Below are 16,946 nucleotides of genomic sequence, written 5' to 3'. Positions count from 1 at the left end.
CCTGACTAGAACAGAATGACGCAAACCGAGACCATGGCCGCCGCCGGCGCCGCCAAGACCGAACCGAAGGCACGCCCCGCCAAGGCCCTGCAGGGCGTGAAGGGCATGAACGACATGCTGCCGGCCGACGCGCCGCTGTGGGAGCATTTCGAGAATGCCGCGCGCGCGATGCTGCGCGCCTACGGCTACCAGCAGATCCGCACGCCCATCGTCGAACACACCCAGCTGTTCGTGCGCGGCATCGGCGAGGTCACCGACATCGTCGAGAAGGAGATGTACTCCTTCACAGACTCGCTCAACGGCGAGGAGTTGACGCTGCGCCCCGAGGGCACCGCCGCGGCCGTGCGCGCCACCATCGAGCACAACCTGCTGTACGACGGCCCCAAGCGCCTGTGGTACACCGGCCCGATGTTCCGCCACGAGCGTCCGCAGCGCGGCCGCTATCGCCAGTTCCACCAGCTCGGCGCCGAGGCGCTGGGCTTCGCCGGCCCGGACGTGGATGCCGAGATCATCCTGATGTGCCAGCGCCTGTGGGACGACCTGGGGCTGATCGGCGTGCGCCTCGAAATCAATTCGCTGGGGCAGGCCGACGAGCGCGCGGCGCACCGCGAGCAGCTGATCAAGTACCTGGAAGGCTTTCAGGACATCCTCGACGACGACAGCAAGCGCCGCCTGTACACCAACCCGCTGCGCGTACTCGACACCAAGAACCCGGCGCTGCAGGAAATGGCGGCCAACGCGCCCAAGCTGATCGACTTCCTGGGCGAAGCATCGCTGGCGCACTTCGAGGGCGTGCAGCGCCTGCTGAAGGCCAACAACATCCCGTTCAAGATCAACCCGCGCCTGGTGCGCGGCCTCGATTACTACAACCTGACGGTGTTCGAGTGGATCACCGACAAGCTGGGCGCGCAGGGCACCATTGCCGGCGGCGGCCGCTATGATCCGCTGATCGCGCAGATGGGCGGCAAGCCGGCACCGGCTTGCGGCTGGGCCATGGGCATCGAGCGCATCATCGAGCTGATCCGCGAGGAGGGCGTGGTGCCCGAGGCGGTCGGTTGCGACGTCTACCTGGTGCACCAGGGCGAGGCCGCCGCGCAGCAGGCAATGGTGGCCGCCGAGCGCCTGCGCGACGCCGGCCTCGACGTGGTGCTGCACGCCAGCCCGGACGGCAAGGGCGGCAGCTTCAAGTCTCAAATGAAGCGCGCCGACGCAAGCGGCGCAGCCTATGCCGTTATCATTGGCGACGACGAAGTGGCCGCCGGCGTGGTCCAGGTCAAGGAACTTCGCCAGCGCGAGCAGGCCGAAGGCGGTGGGCAACAGGCCACCGTGCCGGCCGAAGGCCTGGTCGATTACCTGATCGACGCCATGGTCGGCGCCAGCGAATAAGCGCGCCGCAGCCCCAACACCACGAGTATCCAACCAACGCAGGTGATTGCCTCGACATGGCTTACGATCTAGAAGAACAGGAACAGCTTGAGAATCTGAAGGCCTGGTGGCGCCAGTATGGCAATGCGCTGACCTGGGCGCTGATCATCGCGCTGCTCGCCTTTGCCGGCTGGAACGGCTGGAAGTACTGGGAGCGCAAGCAGGCCGGCGAAGCCGCGGTGCTGTACGAGCAGGTGCTCAAGGCCGCCGAGGCGCGCGATGTCGAGCGCATCAAGCGCGCCGCGACCGACCTGGAAGGCAAGTTCGGTCGTACCGCCTACGGCCAGATGAGCGCACTGGTCGCCGGCCGCGTGCTGTACGATGCGGGCGACCTGACTGCCGCCAAGAGCCAGCTGCAATGGGCCATCGACCACGGCGACGAAGAATATTCGCACCTGGCGCGCGTGCGCCTGGCCGGCGTGCTGCTCGACGAAAAGGCCTATGACCAGGGCCTGGCGCTGCTCAAGGATGAGCCGCCGGCCGCGTTCGTCGCGCTCTACGCGGACCGCCGTGGCGACCTGCTCGCTGCGCAGGACAAGCGCGACGATGCCCGCACGGCCTATCGCAAGGCGCTGGACAAGCTGGGCCAGGCCGAGCCGGCGATGCGCCAGATCATCCAGTTCAAGCTCGATGCGCTGGGCGCGGCCTGACCCGGCTGCCGTTTGAAACATTGCCATACCGTTGATCCCGCGGATCGAACAACAGGACCGTAAAGTTATGACGTCAGTGCTTTCCCGTGCCGTACATCGCCAGCCGACCCGCACGATTTCCCGTGCGCTGGTGGCGGCTGCCTGCCTGGCCACGCTTGGCGGCTGCGCGCTGTTCAGCAAGGAAAACAAGCACCCGCCTGCCGAACTCAAGCCGGTATCGGGCACGCTGGCGGTGCGCCAGGCCTGGAAGGCCGACGTCGGCAAGAGCGGCCCCTATTCGATGCAGCCGGCGGCGGCGGGCAACAATGTCTATGTGTCATCCAACAACGGCAACGTGATGGCGCTCGAAGGCGCCAGCGGCCGCGTGCTGTGGAAGGCCAAGACCGACGTGGACCTGACCTCGGGGCCGGGCAGCGACGGCTCGGTCACCGCGGTGGCGGGCGAGAAGGGCGCGGTCTACGCCTTCGACGCCAGCGGCAAGCAGATCTGGAAGAAGCAGGTCAACGGCGAGGTCCTGTCGGCACCGCTGGTCGGCAACGGCCTGGTGGTGGTGCGCACCACCGATACCCGGGTGTTCGGGCTGGATGCCGAGACCGGCGAGCGCCGCTGGATTTACCAGCGCTCGCAGACCCCGCTGAATCTGCGCGCGGCGATGGGCATGGTGTTCGCCGGCGACGGCATCGTGATGGGCTTCCCCGGCGGCAAGCTTGGCGTGCTGACGCCGGGCAACGGCGTGCTGCGCTGGGAAAGCGCGATTTCGTATCCGAAGGGCGTGTCGGAGATCGAGCGCCTGAACGACGTCACCGGCCTGCCCATGGTCAGCGGCCGCCAGGTCTGCGCCACCACCTTCCAGGGCCGGGTCGCCTGCCTGGAGCTGGCCAGCGGCCAGCCGCAGTGGGGCAAGGATTTCTCGTCGCCGGCTGGCCCCGCGCAGGATGACAATGCGCTTTACGCCAGCGACGAGCAATCGGTGGTGCATGCGTTCGACCGCCAGAACGGCAGCGAGCGCTGGAAGAACGCCGACCTGCGCAACCGCCGCCTGGGCGCGCCGCTGGCGCTGGGTCGCTCGGTGGTGATGGGCGACTTCGAAGGCTATGTCCACTTCCTGTCGCGCGAAGACGGCCAGGTGGTGGCACGCATGAAGACCGATGGCAGCGCCATCACCGCCGCGCCCGTGGTGGCGGGGCAGACCCTGGTGATCCAGACGCGCGACGGCGACGTCTACGGATTCCAGCCTGGCTGACAGGACCCTATGCGCGCTGCCGTACACCTGTCGGTACGGCCGGCGCCGAATCCGGTAGCATGATCCTTGGCGCGGCAATTGCAGCGGGTCGCTGACCCGCGCCGCGCCCGACAGGACAGGCGGCAGCCCGCGCCCAGGTGGCGCGGGCTGCCGTTGAAACCCTTGACTCCGGAGTTACCGGGGGGCGGCAGTTGCCGGCCCCCGTTTCCGTTTATGGCATGAAACCAGTTATCGCACTTGTCGGCCGCCCCAATGTGGGCAAGTCGACGCTATTCAACCGCATGACCCGCTCGCGCGACGCGCTCGTCGCCGACCTGCCGGGCCTGACGCGCGACCGCCATTACGGCGAAGGACGCATCGGCGAACGTCCGTTCATCGCCATCGATACCGGCGGCTTCGAGCCCGTGGTCAAGGAAGGCATCGTCGCCGAGATGGCCAAGCAGACCAAGCAGGCGGTGGTCGAGGCCGACGTGGTGATCTTTATCGTCGACGGCCGCCTGGGCCTGGCGCCGCAGGACCGCGCCATCGCCGATTACCTGCGCAAGACCGGCCGGCGCATCATGCTGGCGGTCAACAAGGCCGAGGGCATGAAGTACACCTCGGTGGCGGCGGACTTCTACGAGCTGGGCATGGGGGATCCGTACGCGATCTCCGCCGCCCATGGCGACGGCGTGCGCGAGCTGGTCGATGAAGCCATCGAGCTGGCGGTGCAGGAGCGCCCCGAGCTGGCCGAGGAGGCCTCGGACGAGGGCAAGGGCGTCAAGATCGCCATCGTCGGGCGCCCCAATGTGGGCAAGTCCACGCTGGTCAATACGCTGATCGGTGAAGAGCGCGTGATCGCCTTCGACATGCCCGGCACCACCCGCGACGCCATCTACGTGGAGTTCGAGCGTGGCGGCAAGCCCTATACGCTGATCGATACCGCCGGCCTGCGCCGGCGCGGCAAGGTGTTCGAGGCGATCGAGAAATTCTCGGTGGTCAAGACGCTGCAGTCGATCGCGGACGCCAACGTGGTGATCCTGCTGCTCGACGCGCAGCAGGATATTTCCGACCAGGACGCGCATATCGCCGGCTTTATCGTCGAGTCAGGCCGCGCGCTGGTGGTCGGCGTCAATAAATGGGACGGACTGGACGGCCATACGCGCGACCGCATCAAGCATGATCTCGAGCGCAAGCTGCAATTCCTCAGTTTTGCCAACTTTCACTTTGTGTCGGCGCGCGAGCGCACCGGCATCGGCGCGCTGCTGCGCTCGGTCGACGACGCGTATGCCGCGGCCATGGTCAAGCTGCCGACGCCGCAACTGACGCGGGTGCTGCAGGAAGCCGTGGAATTCCAGCAGCCCAAGCGCGTCGGCGCGTCGCGGCCCAAGCTGCGCTATGCGCACCAGGGCGGCTCGAATCCGCCCATCATCGTGATCCACGGCAATGCGCTGTCGGGCGTGGCCGAGACCTACCGGCGCTACCTGGAAAACCGTTTCCGTGCGGCCTTCAAGCTCAAGGGCACGCCCCTGCGCATCGAATTTCGCACGAACAAAAATCCGTACGCGGACTCGAAGGAGTGAGTCCGGAATCGGATCCGTGGCGGGCCAGTTTTCGTTTGCGTTCGTTTGGAACTGCGGCTAAATTCACGGTAGCAGGGGGTTCCCTGCGCATTGACGCCAACTTGGTACCGTTTTGATCTTTTTTCTGGCGCGTTTTTGCGCCGCCTGACTTGAACCGGGGATTTCCATCCCCATCATTCACCACTAAACCTATAAATTTGGAGTGTGCCATGAGCAACAAAGGGCAACTGCTACAAGACCCGTTCCTGAACGCGCTGCGCAAAGAGCACGTGCCGGTTTCCATCTATCTCGTCAATGGCATCAAGCTGCAAGGCAATATCGAATCCTTCGACCAGTATGTCGTCCTGCTGCGCAACACCGTGACCCAGATGGTCTACAAGCATGCGATTTCCACCGTCGTGCCGGCACGCGCCGTCAATTTCCGCGTGGATGATTCCGCCGAGGCGTGATCTGACCGATCTGCCCCAGGGCATCGTACGGGCGCCAGGCAGCGCCGCCACGATGCCCGGCGCCGGCGTGCCGACGCACCCGGTGCCGCGTGGCCCGGCGGTTGCCAATGCGCCCGCTGCCACGTTCCGCATCATGCGGCGACCTGTCCCGGCAGGGGCCAGGACAGTGTCCGAGATCCGCCATCCCTTCCCCTGAACCCGAATTTCCCTGCGCATTCGCGCCCGCCCTTGGACCCCAGAGCCACCTCCAATACCGCCCCTTCGCGCGCCATCCTCGTCGGCGTCGACTTCGGCAAGCATGATTTCCAGGAAAGCCTCAGCGAACTGGCGCTGCTGACCACCACCGCCGGCTCGCTGCCGGTGCATACGCTGACGGGCCGCCGCGCGCGGCCGGATCCGGCCTTGTTCATCGGTTCGGGCAAGGCCGAAGAGCTGAAGGAGGCCGCCGATGCGCTGGACGCCGACGTGGTGGTCTTCAACCACGCGCTCAGCCCGGCGCAGCAGCGCAACCTGGAGCGCTTCCTGCAGCGCCACGTGATCGACCGGACCGGCCTGATCCTCGATATCTTCGGGCAGCGCGCGCAGAGCCATGTCGGCAAGGTGCAGGTGGAACTGGCGCAGGTGCAGTACCGCGCGTCGCGGCTGGTCCGCGCGTGGAGCCACCTGGAGCGGCAGAAGGGCGGCATCGGCATGCGCGGCGGCCCTGGCGAGCGCCAGCTCGAACTGGACCGCCGCATGCTGGACGAGCGCGCCAAGCGGCTCAAGTCCGATCTGTCGCGGCTGCAGCGCCAGCACAGCACCCAGCGGCGCGCGCGCGCGCGCAACGACACCCTCAGCATCTCGCTGGTGGGCTACACCAACGCGGGCAAGTCGACGCTGTTCAACGCGCTGACCAAGGCCGGCGCGTATGCGGCCAACCAGCTCTTCGCCACGCTCGACACCACCTCGCGCCGGCTGTTCCTGGACGGCCTGGGCAACGTGGTGCTGTCGGATACGGTCGGCTTTATCCGCGACCTGCCCACGCAACTGGTGGCGGCGTTCCGCGCCACGCTGGACGAGACCGTGCATGCCGACCTGCTGCTGCATGTGGTCGATGCCTCGAGCCCGGTGCGCCACGAGCAGATCGAGCAGGTCAACCGGGTGCTGGCCGAAATCAACGCGCTGGACATCCCGCAGATCGTGGTGATGAACAAGATCGACGCCGCGCCCGAATTGCTGGGCGATGGCCCGCGCATCGAGCGCGACGCGGAAGGCATCCCCACGCGCGTGTTCCTGAGCGCGCGCGAGGGCCTGGGCCTGGACGCGCTGCGCGAGGCCGTGGTCGAGGTGGCGCAATGGCTGGCCAGTCGTCCGCCCGAGCCGCAACCCTACGACCCGCGCCTGGATGATGTGGCGCAGTCCGATGACGCCGGCGATGGCCTCGACGATGGCCTCGACGATGGCGTGGTGGACGACGGTGACGATGCCGATGCGGCGGACCCGCGCCGGCCGTAGGGCCCCGCTGGCCCGCGCCGCACCGGGCCGCTTTGGTGCCGGTCTGGCGCCGGTTCTGCCCAATTCCGGTGCGGTTGCCGCGGGGATTGCGCGAATTGGCCAAAAGTGGCGCCGATGACTGCTAGAATCCCCCTGTTACAAACTTCCCCGGACCCGTGCACTTCATGCCCCAGTTTCCCCGGAATGCTGATTCGAGCCTGACACCAGGCGGCCGCCTCGCGCTGCGCGCGGGCTGGCAGCGCCTGCGCGCCATCTTCTCGCTGAACGATCCGCGCTGGGGTCGGGATGGGCAGGACGATGACAAGAAGGACGGCCGCGACGACAACCGCCAGCAAAACCAGCGTCCGCAGCAGGATGGCGGCCCGCCGGACCTGGACGAACTGTGGCGCGACTTCAACCGCCGCCTGAACGGCCTGCTCGGCCGCAAGGACAACGGCGGCAACGGCAACCAGGGCTTCGGCGGCCCGCGCACCTCGGGCAAGGGCTCGGGCGTCGGCGCCGGCGTGATCGTGGCCGCGGTTGTGGGCATCTGGCTGGCCAGCGGCTTCTTCATGGTGCAGGAAGGCCAGACCGCGGTGATCCTGCAGTTCGGCAAGTTCAAGTACTCCACCGGCCCCGGCATCAACTGGCGCATGCCCTGGCCGATCCAGTCGGCCGAGGTGGTCAACCTGTCGGCGGTGCGCTCGGTCGAGGTCGGCCGCTCCACCTCGATCAAGGACAGCAACCTGAAAGACTCGTCGATGCTGACGCAGGACGAGAACATCATCGACGTGCGCTTCACCGTGCAGTACGTGATCCAGGACGCCAGCGAATTCCTGTTCTTCAACAAGACCGACCGGGGTGGCGATGAGGAGCTGGTGACGCAGGCGGCCGAGACCTCGGTGCGCGAGATCGTCGGCCGCAACAAGATGGACGCGGTGCTGTACGAAAACCGCGAACAGATCGCGCAGCAACTGGCCAAGTCGATCCAGGCCATCCTGTCGGCGTACAAGACCGGCATCCGCGTGCTGTCCGTGAACGTGCAGAGCGTGCAGCCGCCCGAGCAGGTGCAGGCCGCGTTCGACGACGTCAACAAGGCCAGCCAGGACCGCGAGCGCGCCATCAGCGAAGGCCAGGCCTACGCCAACGACATCATCCCGCGCGCCAAGGGTACCGCGGCGCGCCTGAAGGAAGAATCCGAAGCCTATCGCGCCCGCGTGGTGGCGCAGGCCGAGGGCGATGCGTCGCGTTTCCGTTCGGTGCAGTCGGAATATGCCAAGGCGCCGCAGGTGACGCGCGACCGTATCTATCTGGAAACCATGCAGCAGATCTACTCCAATTCGACCAAGGTGCTGGTCGACGCGCGCCAGGGCAACAACCTGCTCTACCTGCCGCTGGACAAGCTGATGGCGCAGGCCGAGGGCCGCGCCACGCCGCAGCCGGGCCAGCCCGGCGCGGCGGGCACACCGGCACCCGCGCCGGATGCCTCGACGGACAACCGGTCGCGCGAATCGCTGCGCAACCGTGACCGCGACTCGCGCTGAGGAGACCGTCATGAACCGACTGATTTCCTTCGCAATCGGCTTTTTCATCCTGCTGGCCGTGGTTTCGTCCATGCTGTTCGTGGTCGACCAGCGCCAGTACGCCGTGGTGTTCGCCTTCGGCCAGATCAAGGAAGTGGTGCGTGAGCCGGGCCTGCACTTCAAGCTGCCGCCGCCGTTCCAGAACGTGGTGTTCATGGACCGGCGCCTGCAGACCATCGATGTCGCCGCCAACGAGCGCTTCCTGACCGCCGAGAAGAAGAGCATGGTGGTGGACTGGTTTGTCAAATGGCGCATCACCGATCCGCGCAAGTTCTTCGTCGCCTTCGGCGGCAACCTGCGCGGCGCGCAGGACCGCATGACGCAGCGCATCGACTCGGTGGCGCGCGAAGAATTCGGCAAGCGCACCGTCGCCGACGTGGTCGCCGGCGAGCGCGAGCAGGTAATGCAGGCCATCCGCAACGGCATGAGCGAGTATGCCAAGTCGGTCGGCGTCGAGATCCTCGACGTGCGCCTGAAGCGCGTCGACCTGCTGCCCGCCATCAGCGAATCGGTGTATCGCCGCATGGAGGCCGAGCGCAAGCGCGTGGCCAACGAGCTCCGCTCCACCGGCGCCGCCGAGGGCGAGAAGATCCGCGCCGATGCCGATCGCCAGCGCGAAGTGGTGCTGGCCGAGGCCTATCGCGATGCCCAGGTGATCAAGGGAGAGGGCGACGCCAAGGCGTCGCAGATCTATGGCGATGCGTTTGGCCGGGATCCGCAGTTTGCGCAGTTCTGGCGCAGCATGGAGGCCTACCGCAACACCTTCCGCGACAAGCGCGACGTGCTGGTGCTGGAGCCCAATTCCGAGTTCTTCCGCTACATGCGTTCCAGCGGCGGCGCCGCGGGCGCCGCCGCGGGCAACGGCGGAGGCAAGCGCTAGCACCGTCGCTTGTCCGTGTGGCGAATTGACGAAACCCCGGCTTGCCGGGGTTTTGTCCGGCTGGAGCCGTCGCTGCGGAGTGATGGCGCGGGCGCGCGGTGCCCGCACCGTGGTTATGCCGGGCCAGGCCCGGACCCTGCAGGCGCTGCGCCGGCAGGCAACTGAATGACAGAGAAGAGATTCACCATGTCCAACCATTGGCTGCTGCCAGAAAACATTGCCGACGTGCTGCCGTCGGAAGCGCGCAAGATCGAAGAGCTGCGCCGCCGCATGCTGGACCTGTTCCGCACCTACGGCTACGAGCTGGTGATGCCGCCGATGCTGGAATACCTCGAGTCGCTGCTGACCGGCACCGGCCATGACCTCGACCTGCGCACGCTCAAGCTGGTCGACCAGCTGTCGGGCCGCACCATGGGGCTGCGCGCCGATATCACGCCGCAGGTCGCGCGCATCGACGCCCACCTGCTGAACCGTCCCGGCGTGACCCGGCTGTGCTACGCCGGCAACGTGCTGCACGCGCGCCCGGCGGGGTTCCACGCCACCCGCGAGCCGATCCAGATCGGCGCCGAGATCTATGGCCACGCCGGCCTCGAAGCCGACGTCGAGATCCAGGAGCTGATGCTGGCCGCGCTGACCGCGGCGGGCCTGTCGGAGATCCGTATCGACCTGTGCCATGCCGGCATCCTCGAAGCGTTGCTGGCGGGCCTGCCGTCGATCCGCAAGATCGAGGACGCGTTGTTTGCCGCGCTGGAAACCAAGGACGTGCCGGCCTTGCGCGAACTGACCGCGGGCATGCCGCAGACCGAGCGCGACGCGCTGCTGGCGCTGCCGACGCTTTACGGCGGCGTCGAGGTCATCGAGCGCGCCCGCGCGACGCTGCCGGCCAGCCCGGCCATCGGCCGCGCGCTGGATGAGCTGGCGGCGCTGGCGGTGCAGGTGCGCGGCGCCAGCGTCAATATCGACCTGTCGGACCTGCGCGGCTACCACTACCACAGCGGCGTGATGTTCGCGGCCTATGTGGCGGGCCTGCCCAATTACGTGGCGCGGGGCGGCCGCTACGACAAGGTGGGCGAGGCCTTCGGCCGCGCGCGTCCGGCCACGGGTTTCTCGCTGGACCTGCGTGAAGTGGCGGCCCTGTCACCCGTCGAGGTCCGTGCGCTGGCGATTTTTGCGCCCTGGGATGCGGACCCGGCACTTCGTGCCGCGATTACCGCGCTGCGCGCCGCAGGCGAGATCGTGATCCAGTCGCTGCCCGGCCACACTCATGAGCTGGATGAATTCAATTGCGACCGGCAACTGGTGCGCAAGGATGCCGGCTGGGCCGTGGTACCGCGCTGACGCATCGACGCCGCGGCGGCCCAAAAACCGGGAATCGCCCGGCAACAAGAGTAGAATACGTTTTTAACCTATTGACCAAAGCAATATGTCCGCATCCGCAGTAGGCCAGGGACGCAATGTCGTCGTGATCGGCACCCAGTGGGGTGACGAAGGCAAAGGAAAAATCGTCGATTGGCTTACCGACCATGCAAAGGGCGTGGTGCGGTTCCAGGGTGGCCACAACGCTGGCCACACGCTGATCATCGGCGGCAAGAAGACCATTCTCCGGCTGATCCCCTCGGGCATCATGCGCGCCGGCACGGTCTGCTACATCGGCAACGGTGTGGTGCTGTCGCCCGAAGCTTTGTTCCGTGAAATCGAAGAACTCGAGGGCGCCGGCCTGCAGGTGCAGAACCGCCTGCGCATTTCCGAAGCGGCCACGCTGATCCTGCCGTACCACGTCGCCATCGACAAGGCGCGCGAGGCCCGCCGCGGTGCCGCCAAGATCGGCACCACCGGTCGCGGCATCGGTCCGGCCTATGAAGACAAGGTGGCACGCCGCGCGCTGCGCGTGCAGGACCTGTTCGACCCGCAGCAGTTCGCCGAACGCCTGCGCGAGAACCTGGACTTCCACAACTTCATGCTGACCCAGTACCTGGGCGCCGAAGCGGTCGATTTCCAGCAGACCCTGGACGAAGCACTGGCCTACGCCCCGCGCCTGGCACCGATGGTCGCCGACGTGTCGGCCGAGTTGTACGCGGTCAACGCGGCCGGCGGCAACCTGATGTTCGAAGGCGCGCAGGGCACGCTGCTCGACGTTGACCACGGCACCTATCCGTTCGTCACCTCCAGCAACTGCGTGGCCGGTGCGGCAGCCGCCGGCGCCGGCGTGGGCCCGGGCCGGCTGAACTACATCCTCGGCATCACCAAGGCCTACTGCACCCGCGTCGGTGCCGGCCCGTTCCCGAGCGAGCTGTACGACAACGACAACCCCTCGCGCCAGGATGCGGTGGGGGTGCGCCTGGCCAATGTCGGCAAGGAATTCGGCTCGGTCACCGGCCGTCCGCGCCGCACCGGCTGGCTCGATGCGGCCGCGCTCAAGCGCTCGGTGCAGATCAACGGCGTGTCGGGCCTGTGCATGACCAAGCTGGATGTGCTCGACGGCCTCGAAAGCATCAAGCTGTGTGTTGGCTACACGCTCGATGGCAAGACGGTTGACATCCTGCCGCGTGGCTCGGATGCCGTGGCGCGCTGCGAGCCGGTCTACGAGGAATTCCCGGGCTGGAACGAGTCCACCTTCGGCGTGAAGACGTGGGACGCACTGCCTGAGCAGGCCCGGGTCTACCTGAAGCGCGTGGAAGAAGTGGTCGGCATTCCGATCGACATGATCTCGACCGGCCCGGACCGCGACGAGACCATCCTGCTGCGCCATCCGTACAAGGCCTGAGCGCCAGCGCACTACCCGCAGGGCCGCGCGCCACGAGCGCCGCGGCCCGCCAGAAAATAAATCGGCCCGCGCAAGCGGGCCGAGCCATATCGGTCAGCCGACCGCACGACATCACGAGTAAAACGATGAACCTGCCTACCAACGATGACGAGAACCTGTGGGTCTCCTGGGACGAATACCATCGCCTGATCGCACGCCTGTCGCTGAACGTGCATGAATCGGGCTGGAAGTTCGACAAGATCCTGTGCCTCGCGCGCGGCGGGCTGCGCGTGGGCGACCAGATGTCGCGCATCTTCGACGTGCCACTGGCGATCCTGGCCACCAGCAGCTACCGCGAGGCCGCCGGCACGCAGCAGGGCGATCTCGACATCGCGCAGTACATCACCATGACCCGCGGCGAGTTGAGCGGCAAGATCCTGCTGGTGGACGACCTGGTGGACTCGGGCATCACGCTGGAGCGCGTGGGCCGCCACCTCAAGGAGCGCTATCCGGCGGTGACCGAAGTGCGCTCGGCAGTGCTGTGGTACAAGGCCTGCTCCAAGGTCGAGCCGGACTACCACGTCACCTTCCTGGAGTCGAACCCCTGGATCCACCAGCCGTTCGAAGAGTACGACACGCTGCGCCCGCACAACCTTGCCGCATGGCTCAAGCGCGGCAAGCGCGCCAGCCTTCTCGATGACGGCGCGCGCGATTGAGCGCGGTCGGGCTCAGTAGCCCACCGTGAAGCGCTGGCGCGAATGCGCCGGCTTCTCGAGTTCATCGAGCATGGCGATGGCGTAGTCTTCCATCGAGATCCAGCTCTTGCCTGCTGCGTCGCTCAGCAGGTCTTCCTTGCCAAGGCGGAAATGGCCGGTGCGCTCGCCCGGCTCGAACAGCGCGGACGGCGACAGGAAGGTCCAGTCGATCTGCTGCTCGCCGCGCAGCGCGTTCAGGAAGTCGCGGCCGGCCAGCGCCTCGGCCTTGTAGGCATCGGGAAAATTCGGGGTGTCGACCAGTTGCACGCCCGGCGCGATCTGGAGGCTGCCGGCACCGCCCACCACCAGCAGCCGCGGCACGCCTGCCTGGCGCACCGCCGTGGTCACCTGCTGCGCGTTCAGCTGCGCGAAGCGCGCGGTGCTGACGACGGCATCATGGCCGGCGAGGGCGGCGCTCAGTGCCGCGCTGTCGGTCGCATCCACATCCTTGCTGGTCACGCCCGCGCGCGCGGGCAAGCGGCTGGCCTGGCGCGCGATGGCGGTCACCTGGTGGCCGCGGCGCACGGCTTCTTCGGTCAGGCGCGTGCCAACGCGGCCGGTGGCTCCAATGATGGCGATCTTCATGGTCGTTCCTTGGTTGAGTCAGGTGGATATGAAACTGATGTGGTTACATATCGGGGTAAAAAAAATCACCGCTTGCGGCGCTGGCTGCCGCGCTCGACATCGGCCAGCATGCCGGCGATGGTGATGCCGGCCAGGGTTTCGTCCATGGCCGCCTGCGCGCGGTCGGCGACCTTGCGCAGCGCACCGGTGATCTCGCGCCCAACCAGGCAGGCCGGATTGGGCGCACTCTGGTGCAGCGCGATCAGCGCGGTGGTTTCGACCGCGCGGAATACCTCCAGCAGCGTGATCGACGCGGCTGGGCGCGCCAGCGTGGCGCCGCCGGTGCTGCCCATGGTGGTGGTCACCAGGCCCGCTTCAGCCAGCTGGCCAACCAGCCGCCGGATCAGCGCCGGGTTGGTGCCGACGCTGCCGGCAATCAGCGACGACGGCACCGGCTCGGCGGAACTGGCCAGCAGGGTGAGGATATGGACGGCTACGGCAAACCGGCTGCTTGTGCTCATGGTGTCGGGTGCAATGTGAAACCATGATAGTTACATATCGGGGGTGCCGTCAAGCGTGGGGAGAGAGCGGTTGCGGCGAAATGGTTTGCAGTGGCCGCCGGAATGCCGGAATCGCCACTGAAGCTGTTACACTCCCCGACATTGCCGTAACCTTGTGGTGCGGCTGCCGCGCAGGGTACGGTGCGCGGTTTCACGGACGGGGAAAAACCCGTACGCTCGCAGGTAATGACATCGCGGCAGTGCCGCCAAGCAAGGAGTGCAAGTTGCCGGATCTGATGCGCGAAACAGGCGTCAAAAACAAAAAACCCGCAGGGCTCGAAAGCGCTGCGGGTTTTCCGGTAACTTGGTGCCCAGGAGAGGACTCGAACCTCCACAGTGTTGCCACCGCTAGGACCTGAACCTAGTGCGTCTACCAATTCCGCCACCTGGGCAGGTGTCGAAACAACCGAAGCGCTCATTATAGAGAGCGCGAGAATTTTGTCAAATAGTTTCCAGAAAAAATTGAATCAGAATAACTATCCGATCCCCAGCCGGGAAGAAATCCTGGGCGTGCTGAGAACGTCGGGATCCCCCCAGTCGGCAGGCGATATCGCCAAGGCGCTGGCGGTCACGCGCAAGGAGCATGACGGCTTCCAGAAGCGCCTGGCCGCAATGGAGCGCGACGGCCAGATCGAGCTCAACCGCAAGGGCCGCTACGAGCTGGCGCACCAGCCCAACTTCGTCATCGGCCGGGTGCAGGGCCACCGCGACGGCTTCGGCTTCCTGATCCGCGACGACGGCGAGGACGATATCTTCCTGCCCGAGCGCGAACTGCAGAAGGCCATGCACAACGACCGCGCCCAGGTGCGTGTGGTCGGCTACGACCGGCGCGGGCGCCCCGAGGGCCAGATCGTCGAGATCATCGAGCGCGCCAACCGCTATGTCATCGGCCGCCTGCTCAGCGAGGGCGGCGTGCTGGTGGTGGCGCCCGAAGACAAGCGCATCAGCCAGGACATCCTGATCCCGCCCAAGGCGCAGGGCAAGGCCCGGGTGGGGCAGGTGGTGAGCGTCGAGCTGACCGAATTCCCCGACCGCTATGTGCAGCCGGTGGGCCGCGTGGTGGAAGTGCTCGGCGAGATCGACGATCCCGGCATGGAGATCGAGATCGCGGTGCGCAAGTACGGCGTGCCGCACCAGTTTTCGCCGGCCGCCGCCCAGGAAGCCGCCGGGTTGCCCGATGAGGTGCGCCAGGCAGACCTGGACCATCGCATCGACCTGCGCGACATCCCGCTGGTCACCATCGACGGCGAAGACGCGCGCGACTTCGATGACGCGGTCTATTGCGAACCGGTCAGGATCGGCCGCGCCAAGGGCTGGCGCCTGATCGTGGCGATCGCCGACGTGTCGCACTACGTGCGTCCGGGCACGCCGCTCGATGCCGACGCGCTCGACCGCGCCACCTCGGTGTATTTCCCGCGGCGCGTGATCCCGATGCTGCCGGAGAAGCTGTCCAACGGACTCTGCTCGCTCAATCCGCACGTGGACCGGCTGTGCATGGTGTGCGATGCCGTGATCACCGCCAAGGGCGAGCTCAAGGGCTACCAGTTCTACCCGGCAGTGATGCATTCGACAGCGCGGCTGACCTACAACGAGGTCTGGGCGGTGCTGTCCAACACCAAGGGCCCCGAGGCGCACAAGCGCAGCGAGCTGGTGCCGCACCTGCAGAACCTGTACGAGCTGTTCCAGGTCCTGCTCAAGGCGCGGCGCGCGCGCGGCGCGATCGACTTCGACACCACCGAGACCTACATCGTCTGCAATGCGCAGGGCAAGATCGAGCAGATCCTGCCGCGCACGCGCAACGATGCGCACCGGCTGATCGAGGAATGCATGCTGACCGCCAACGTGTGCGCGGCCGACTTTCTCGAGCGCTTCAAGCACCCGGCGCTGTACCGCATCCATGCCGGCCCCAGCGACGAGAAGCTGAAGAACCTGCGCGACTTCCTGCGCACCGCCGGCCTGTCGCTGGGCGGGGGCGACAAGCCGCAGGCGTCGGACTATGCCGAGGTGATGGACAAGATCAAGTCCCGCCCGGACGCGCCGATGCTGCAGACCATGCTGCTGCGCTCGATGCAGCAGGCGGTCTACAGCCCCGACAATATCGGCCACTTCGGCCTGGCGTACGAGGCCTACGCGCACTTCACCAGCCCGATCCGCCGCTATCCCGACCTGCTGGTGCACCGCGCGATCAAGGCGGTGCTGGCGCACACCAAGTACCAGCCGGCCTTTGCCCACGGCACCGAGCTGAACACCGCGATCTCGCCCAAGGCGCGCAGGCTGCAGGCCAAGGACGCCGAGCAGAAGGCCGAGCTGACCGCGGCGCGCGCGCGCCGCAACGAGGCCATCTGGGACGAGCTGGGCTTGCATTGCTCGGCCAACGAGCGCCGCGCCGACGAGGCCTCGCGCGATGTCGAGGCCTGGCTCAAGTGCTACTTCATGCGCGACAAGCTGGGCAGCGACTATGCCGGCACCGTCAGCGCCGTGACCTCGTTCGGCATCTTCGTGCAGCTCGACGAGCTGTACGTGGAGGGCCTGGTCCACGTGACCGAGCTGGGCAGCGACTACTTCCAGTACGACGAGGCCCGCAACGAACTGCGCGGCGAGCGCACCGGCATCCGCTACCGGCTCACCGACCGCGTGCGCGTGCAGGTGTCGCGCGTCGACCTGGATGCGCGCAAGATCGATTTCCGCCTGGTGCAGGAGCCCTCGGCGAAAACGCTGCGCGCGCGGGTTACGGGCGCGGAGACCCAGCCGCGCGTGCCGGCCGCTCATGCGGTGCCGGCGCGCAAGAAGGGCCGCCAGCTGGCGGCGCTGCTCGGTGGCTCGTCCAAGCCTGAAGAGTCGTTCGACGAGACCCTGGACCGGGTGATCGAAGAGCAACCGGTGTTCGAGGCGGTGATCACGCCGCTCAAGCCGCATCTGAAGACCGGCAAGCCCGGCAAGCGCGCCGCTAAGCCCAAGCCCGCGCACCTGGAAAAGCCGCGCAAGCCGGCCTCCAAGGCGCGCCCGGCCAAGCCGGCGGGCAAGACCGCCGCCAAGCGCACGCCGCGCAAGCACTAGCG

The 16,946-nt window shown here is 67.0% G+C and carries 14 protein-coding genes and 1 tRNA gene; 12 read left to right on the top strand and 3 right to left on the bottom strand.

Annotated elements, in window-relative coordinates:
* Nucleotides 1-15: 15 nt before the first annotated feature.
* The 11 genes from hisS (at nucleotide 16) to ACEI37_RS20740 (ending at nucleotide 12,724) form a co-directional block, all read left to right on the top strand.
* Nucleotides 16-1,386, top strand: coding sequence for a histidine--tRNA ligase (gene hisS, locus ACEI37_RS20790; RefSeq protein WP_373377991.1), 1,371 nt, complete (start codon nucleotides 16-18; stop codon nucleotides 1,384-1,386).
* A 56-nt stretch (nucleotides 1,387-1,442) separates the two neighbouring features.
* Entirely contained in the window at nucleotides 1,443-2,075 is a 633-nt protein-coding gene (locus ACEI37_RS20785; protein ID WP_373377990.1) for a YfgM family protein, read from the top strand.
* A 67-nt stretch (nucleotides 2,076-2,142) separates the two neighbouring features.
* Nucleotides 2,143-3,318 (top strand): outer membrane protein assembly factor BamB, encoded by a 1,176-nt coding sequence (gene bamB, locus ACEI37_RS20780; RefSeq protein WP_373377989.1) that lies wholly within the window; start codon nucleotides 2,143-2,145, stop codon nucleotides 3,316-3,318.
* 218 nt (nucleotides 3,319-3,536) lie between these two features.
* Entirely contained in the window at nucleotides 3,537-4,880 is a 1,344-nt protein-coding gene (gene der, locus ACEI37_RS20775; protein WP_373377988.1) for a ribosome biogenesis GTPase Der, read from the top strand.
* Nucleotides 4,881-5,089: 209 nt separating this feature from the next.
* Nucleotides 5,090-5,329, top strand: a complete 240-nt coding sequence (gene hfq, locus ACEI37_RS20770) for an RNA chaperone Hfq (protein WP_012353158.1) — start codon at nucleotides 5,090-5,092, stop codon at nucleotides 5,327-5,329.
* Between the two features lie 228 nt (nucleotides 5,330-5,557).
* Entirely contained in the window at nucleotides 5,558-6,823 is a 1,266-nt protein-coding gene (hflX, locus tag ACEI37_RS20765; protein ID WP_373377987.1) for a GTPase HflX, read from the top strand.
* 164 nt (nucleotides 6,824-6,987) lie between these two features.
* Nucleotides 6,988-8,346: an FtsH protease activity modulator HflK gene (gene hflK / locus ACEI37_RS20760; RefSeq protein WP_373377986.1), complete on the top strand. Its 1,359-nt coding sequence runs from the start codon at nucleotides 6,988-6,990 to the stop codon at nucleotides 8,344-8,346.
* Nucleotides 8,347-8,356: 10 nt separating this feature from the next.
* A complete protein-coding gene (gene hflC, locus ACEI37_RS20755) occupies nucleotides 8,357-9,265 on the top strand; it encodes a protease modulator HflC (RefSeq protein WP_373377985.1) in 909 nt (302 codons plus the stop codon).
* Nucleotides 9,266-9,451: 186 nt separating this feature from the next.
* Complete coding sequence (locus ACEI37_RS20750) at nucleotides 9,452-10,603, top strand: ATP phosphoribosyltransferase regulatory subunit (protein WP_373377984.1); 1,152 nt, start codon at nucleotides 9,452-9,454, stop codon at nucleotides 10,601-10,603.
* Between the two features lie 85 nt (nucleotides 10,604-10,688).
* Nucleotides 10,689-12,029 (top strand): adenylosuccinate synthase, encoded by a 1,341-nt coding sequence (locus ACEI37_RS20745; RefSeq protein ID WP_373377983.1) that lies wholly within the window; start codon nucleotides 10,689-10,691, stop codon nucleotides 12,027-12,029.
* Between the two features lie 125 nt (nucleotides 12,030-12,154).
* A complete protein-coding gene (locus ACEI37_RS20740) occupies nucleotides 12,155-12,724 on the top strand; it encodes a phosphoribosyltransferase (RefSeq protein ID WP_092309225.1) in 570 nt (189 codons plus the stop codon).
* 12 nt (nucleotides 12,725-12,736) lie between these two features.
* On the opposite strand, the gene ACEI37_RS20735 is transcribed toward ACEI37_RS20740, so the two are convergent.
* The 3 genes from ACEI37_RS20735 to ACEI37_RS20725 form a co-directional block, all read right to left on the bottom strand.
* Complete coding sequence (locus ACEI37_RS20735; protein ID WP_373377982.1) at nucleotides 12,737-13,348, bottom strand: NAD(P)-dependent oxidoreductase; 612 nt, start codon at nucleotides 13,346-13,348, stop codon at nucleotides 12,737-12,739.
* 65 nt (nucleotides 13,349-13,413) lie between these two features.
* The gene (locus ACEI37_RS20730; RefSeq protein WP_373377981.1) at nucleotides 13,414-13,848 is read right to left on the bottom strand and encodes an Rrf2 family transcriptional regulator; all 435 of its coding nucleotides are present in this window, start codon (nucleotides 13,846-13,848) and stop codon (nucleotides 13,414-13,416) included.
* A 344-nt stretch (nucleotides 13,849-14,192) separates the two neighbouring features.
* Nucleotides 14,193-14,279 (bottom strand) — tRNA-Leu (locus ACEI37_RS20725).
* A gap of 70 nt (nucleotides 14,280-14,349) precedes the next feature.
* Between ACEI37_RS20725 and rnr the strand changes: the two genes are divergently transcribed.
* A complete protein-coding gene (gene rnr / locus ACEI37_RS20720; RefSeq protein ID WP_373377980.1) occupies nucleotides 14,350-16,944 on the top strand; it encodes a ribonuclease R in 2,595 nt (864 codons plus the stop codon).
* Nucleotides 16,945-16,946 lie beyond the last annotated feature (2 nt).

The sequence above is a fragment of the Cupriavidus nantongensis genome, assembly GCF_041726985.1.
GTDB classification, from domain to species: Bacteria; Pseudomonadota; Gammaproteobacteria; order Burkholderiales; family Burkholderiaceae; genus Cupriavidus; species Cupriavidus nantongensis_A.
Note: the sequence above shows the minus strand (reverse complement) of the source record. Positions and strands in the feature narration are given on the sequence as shown.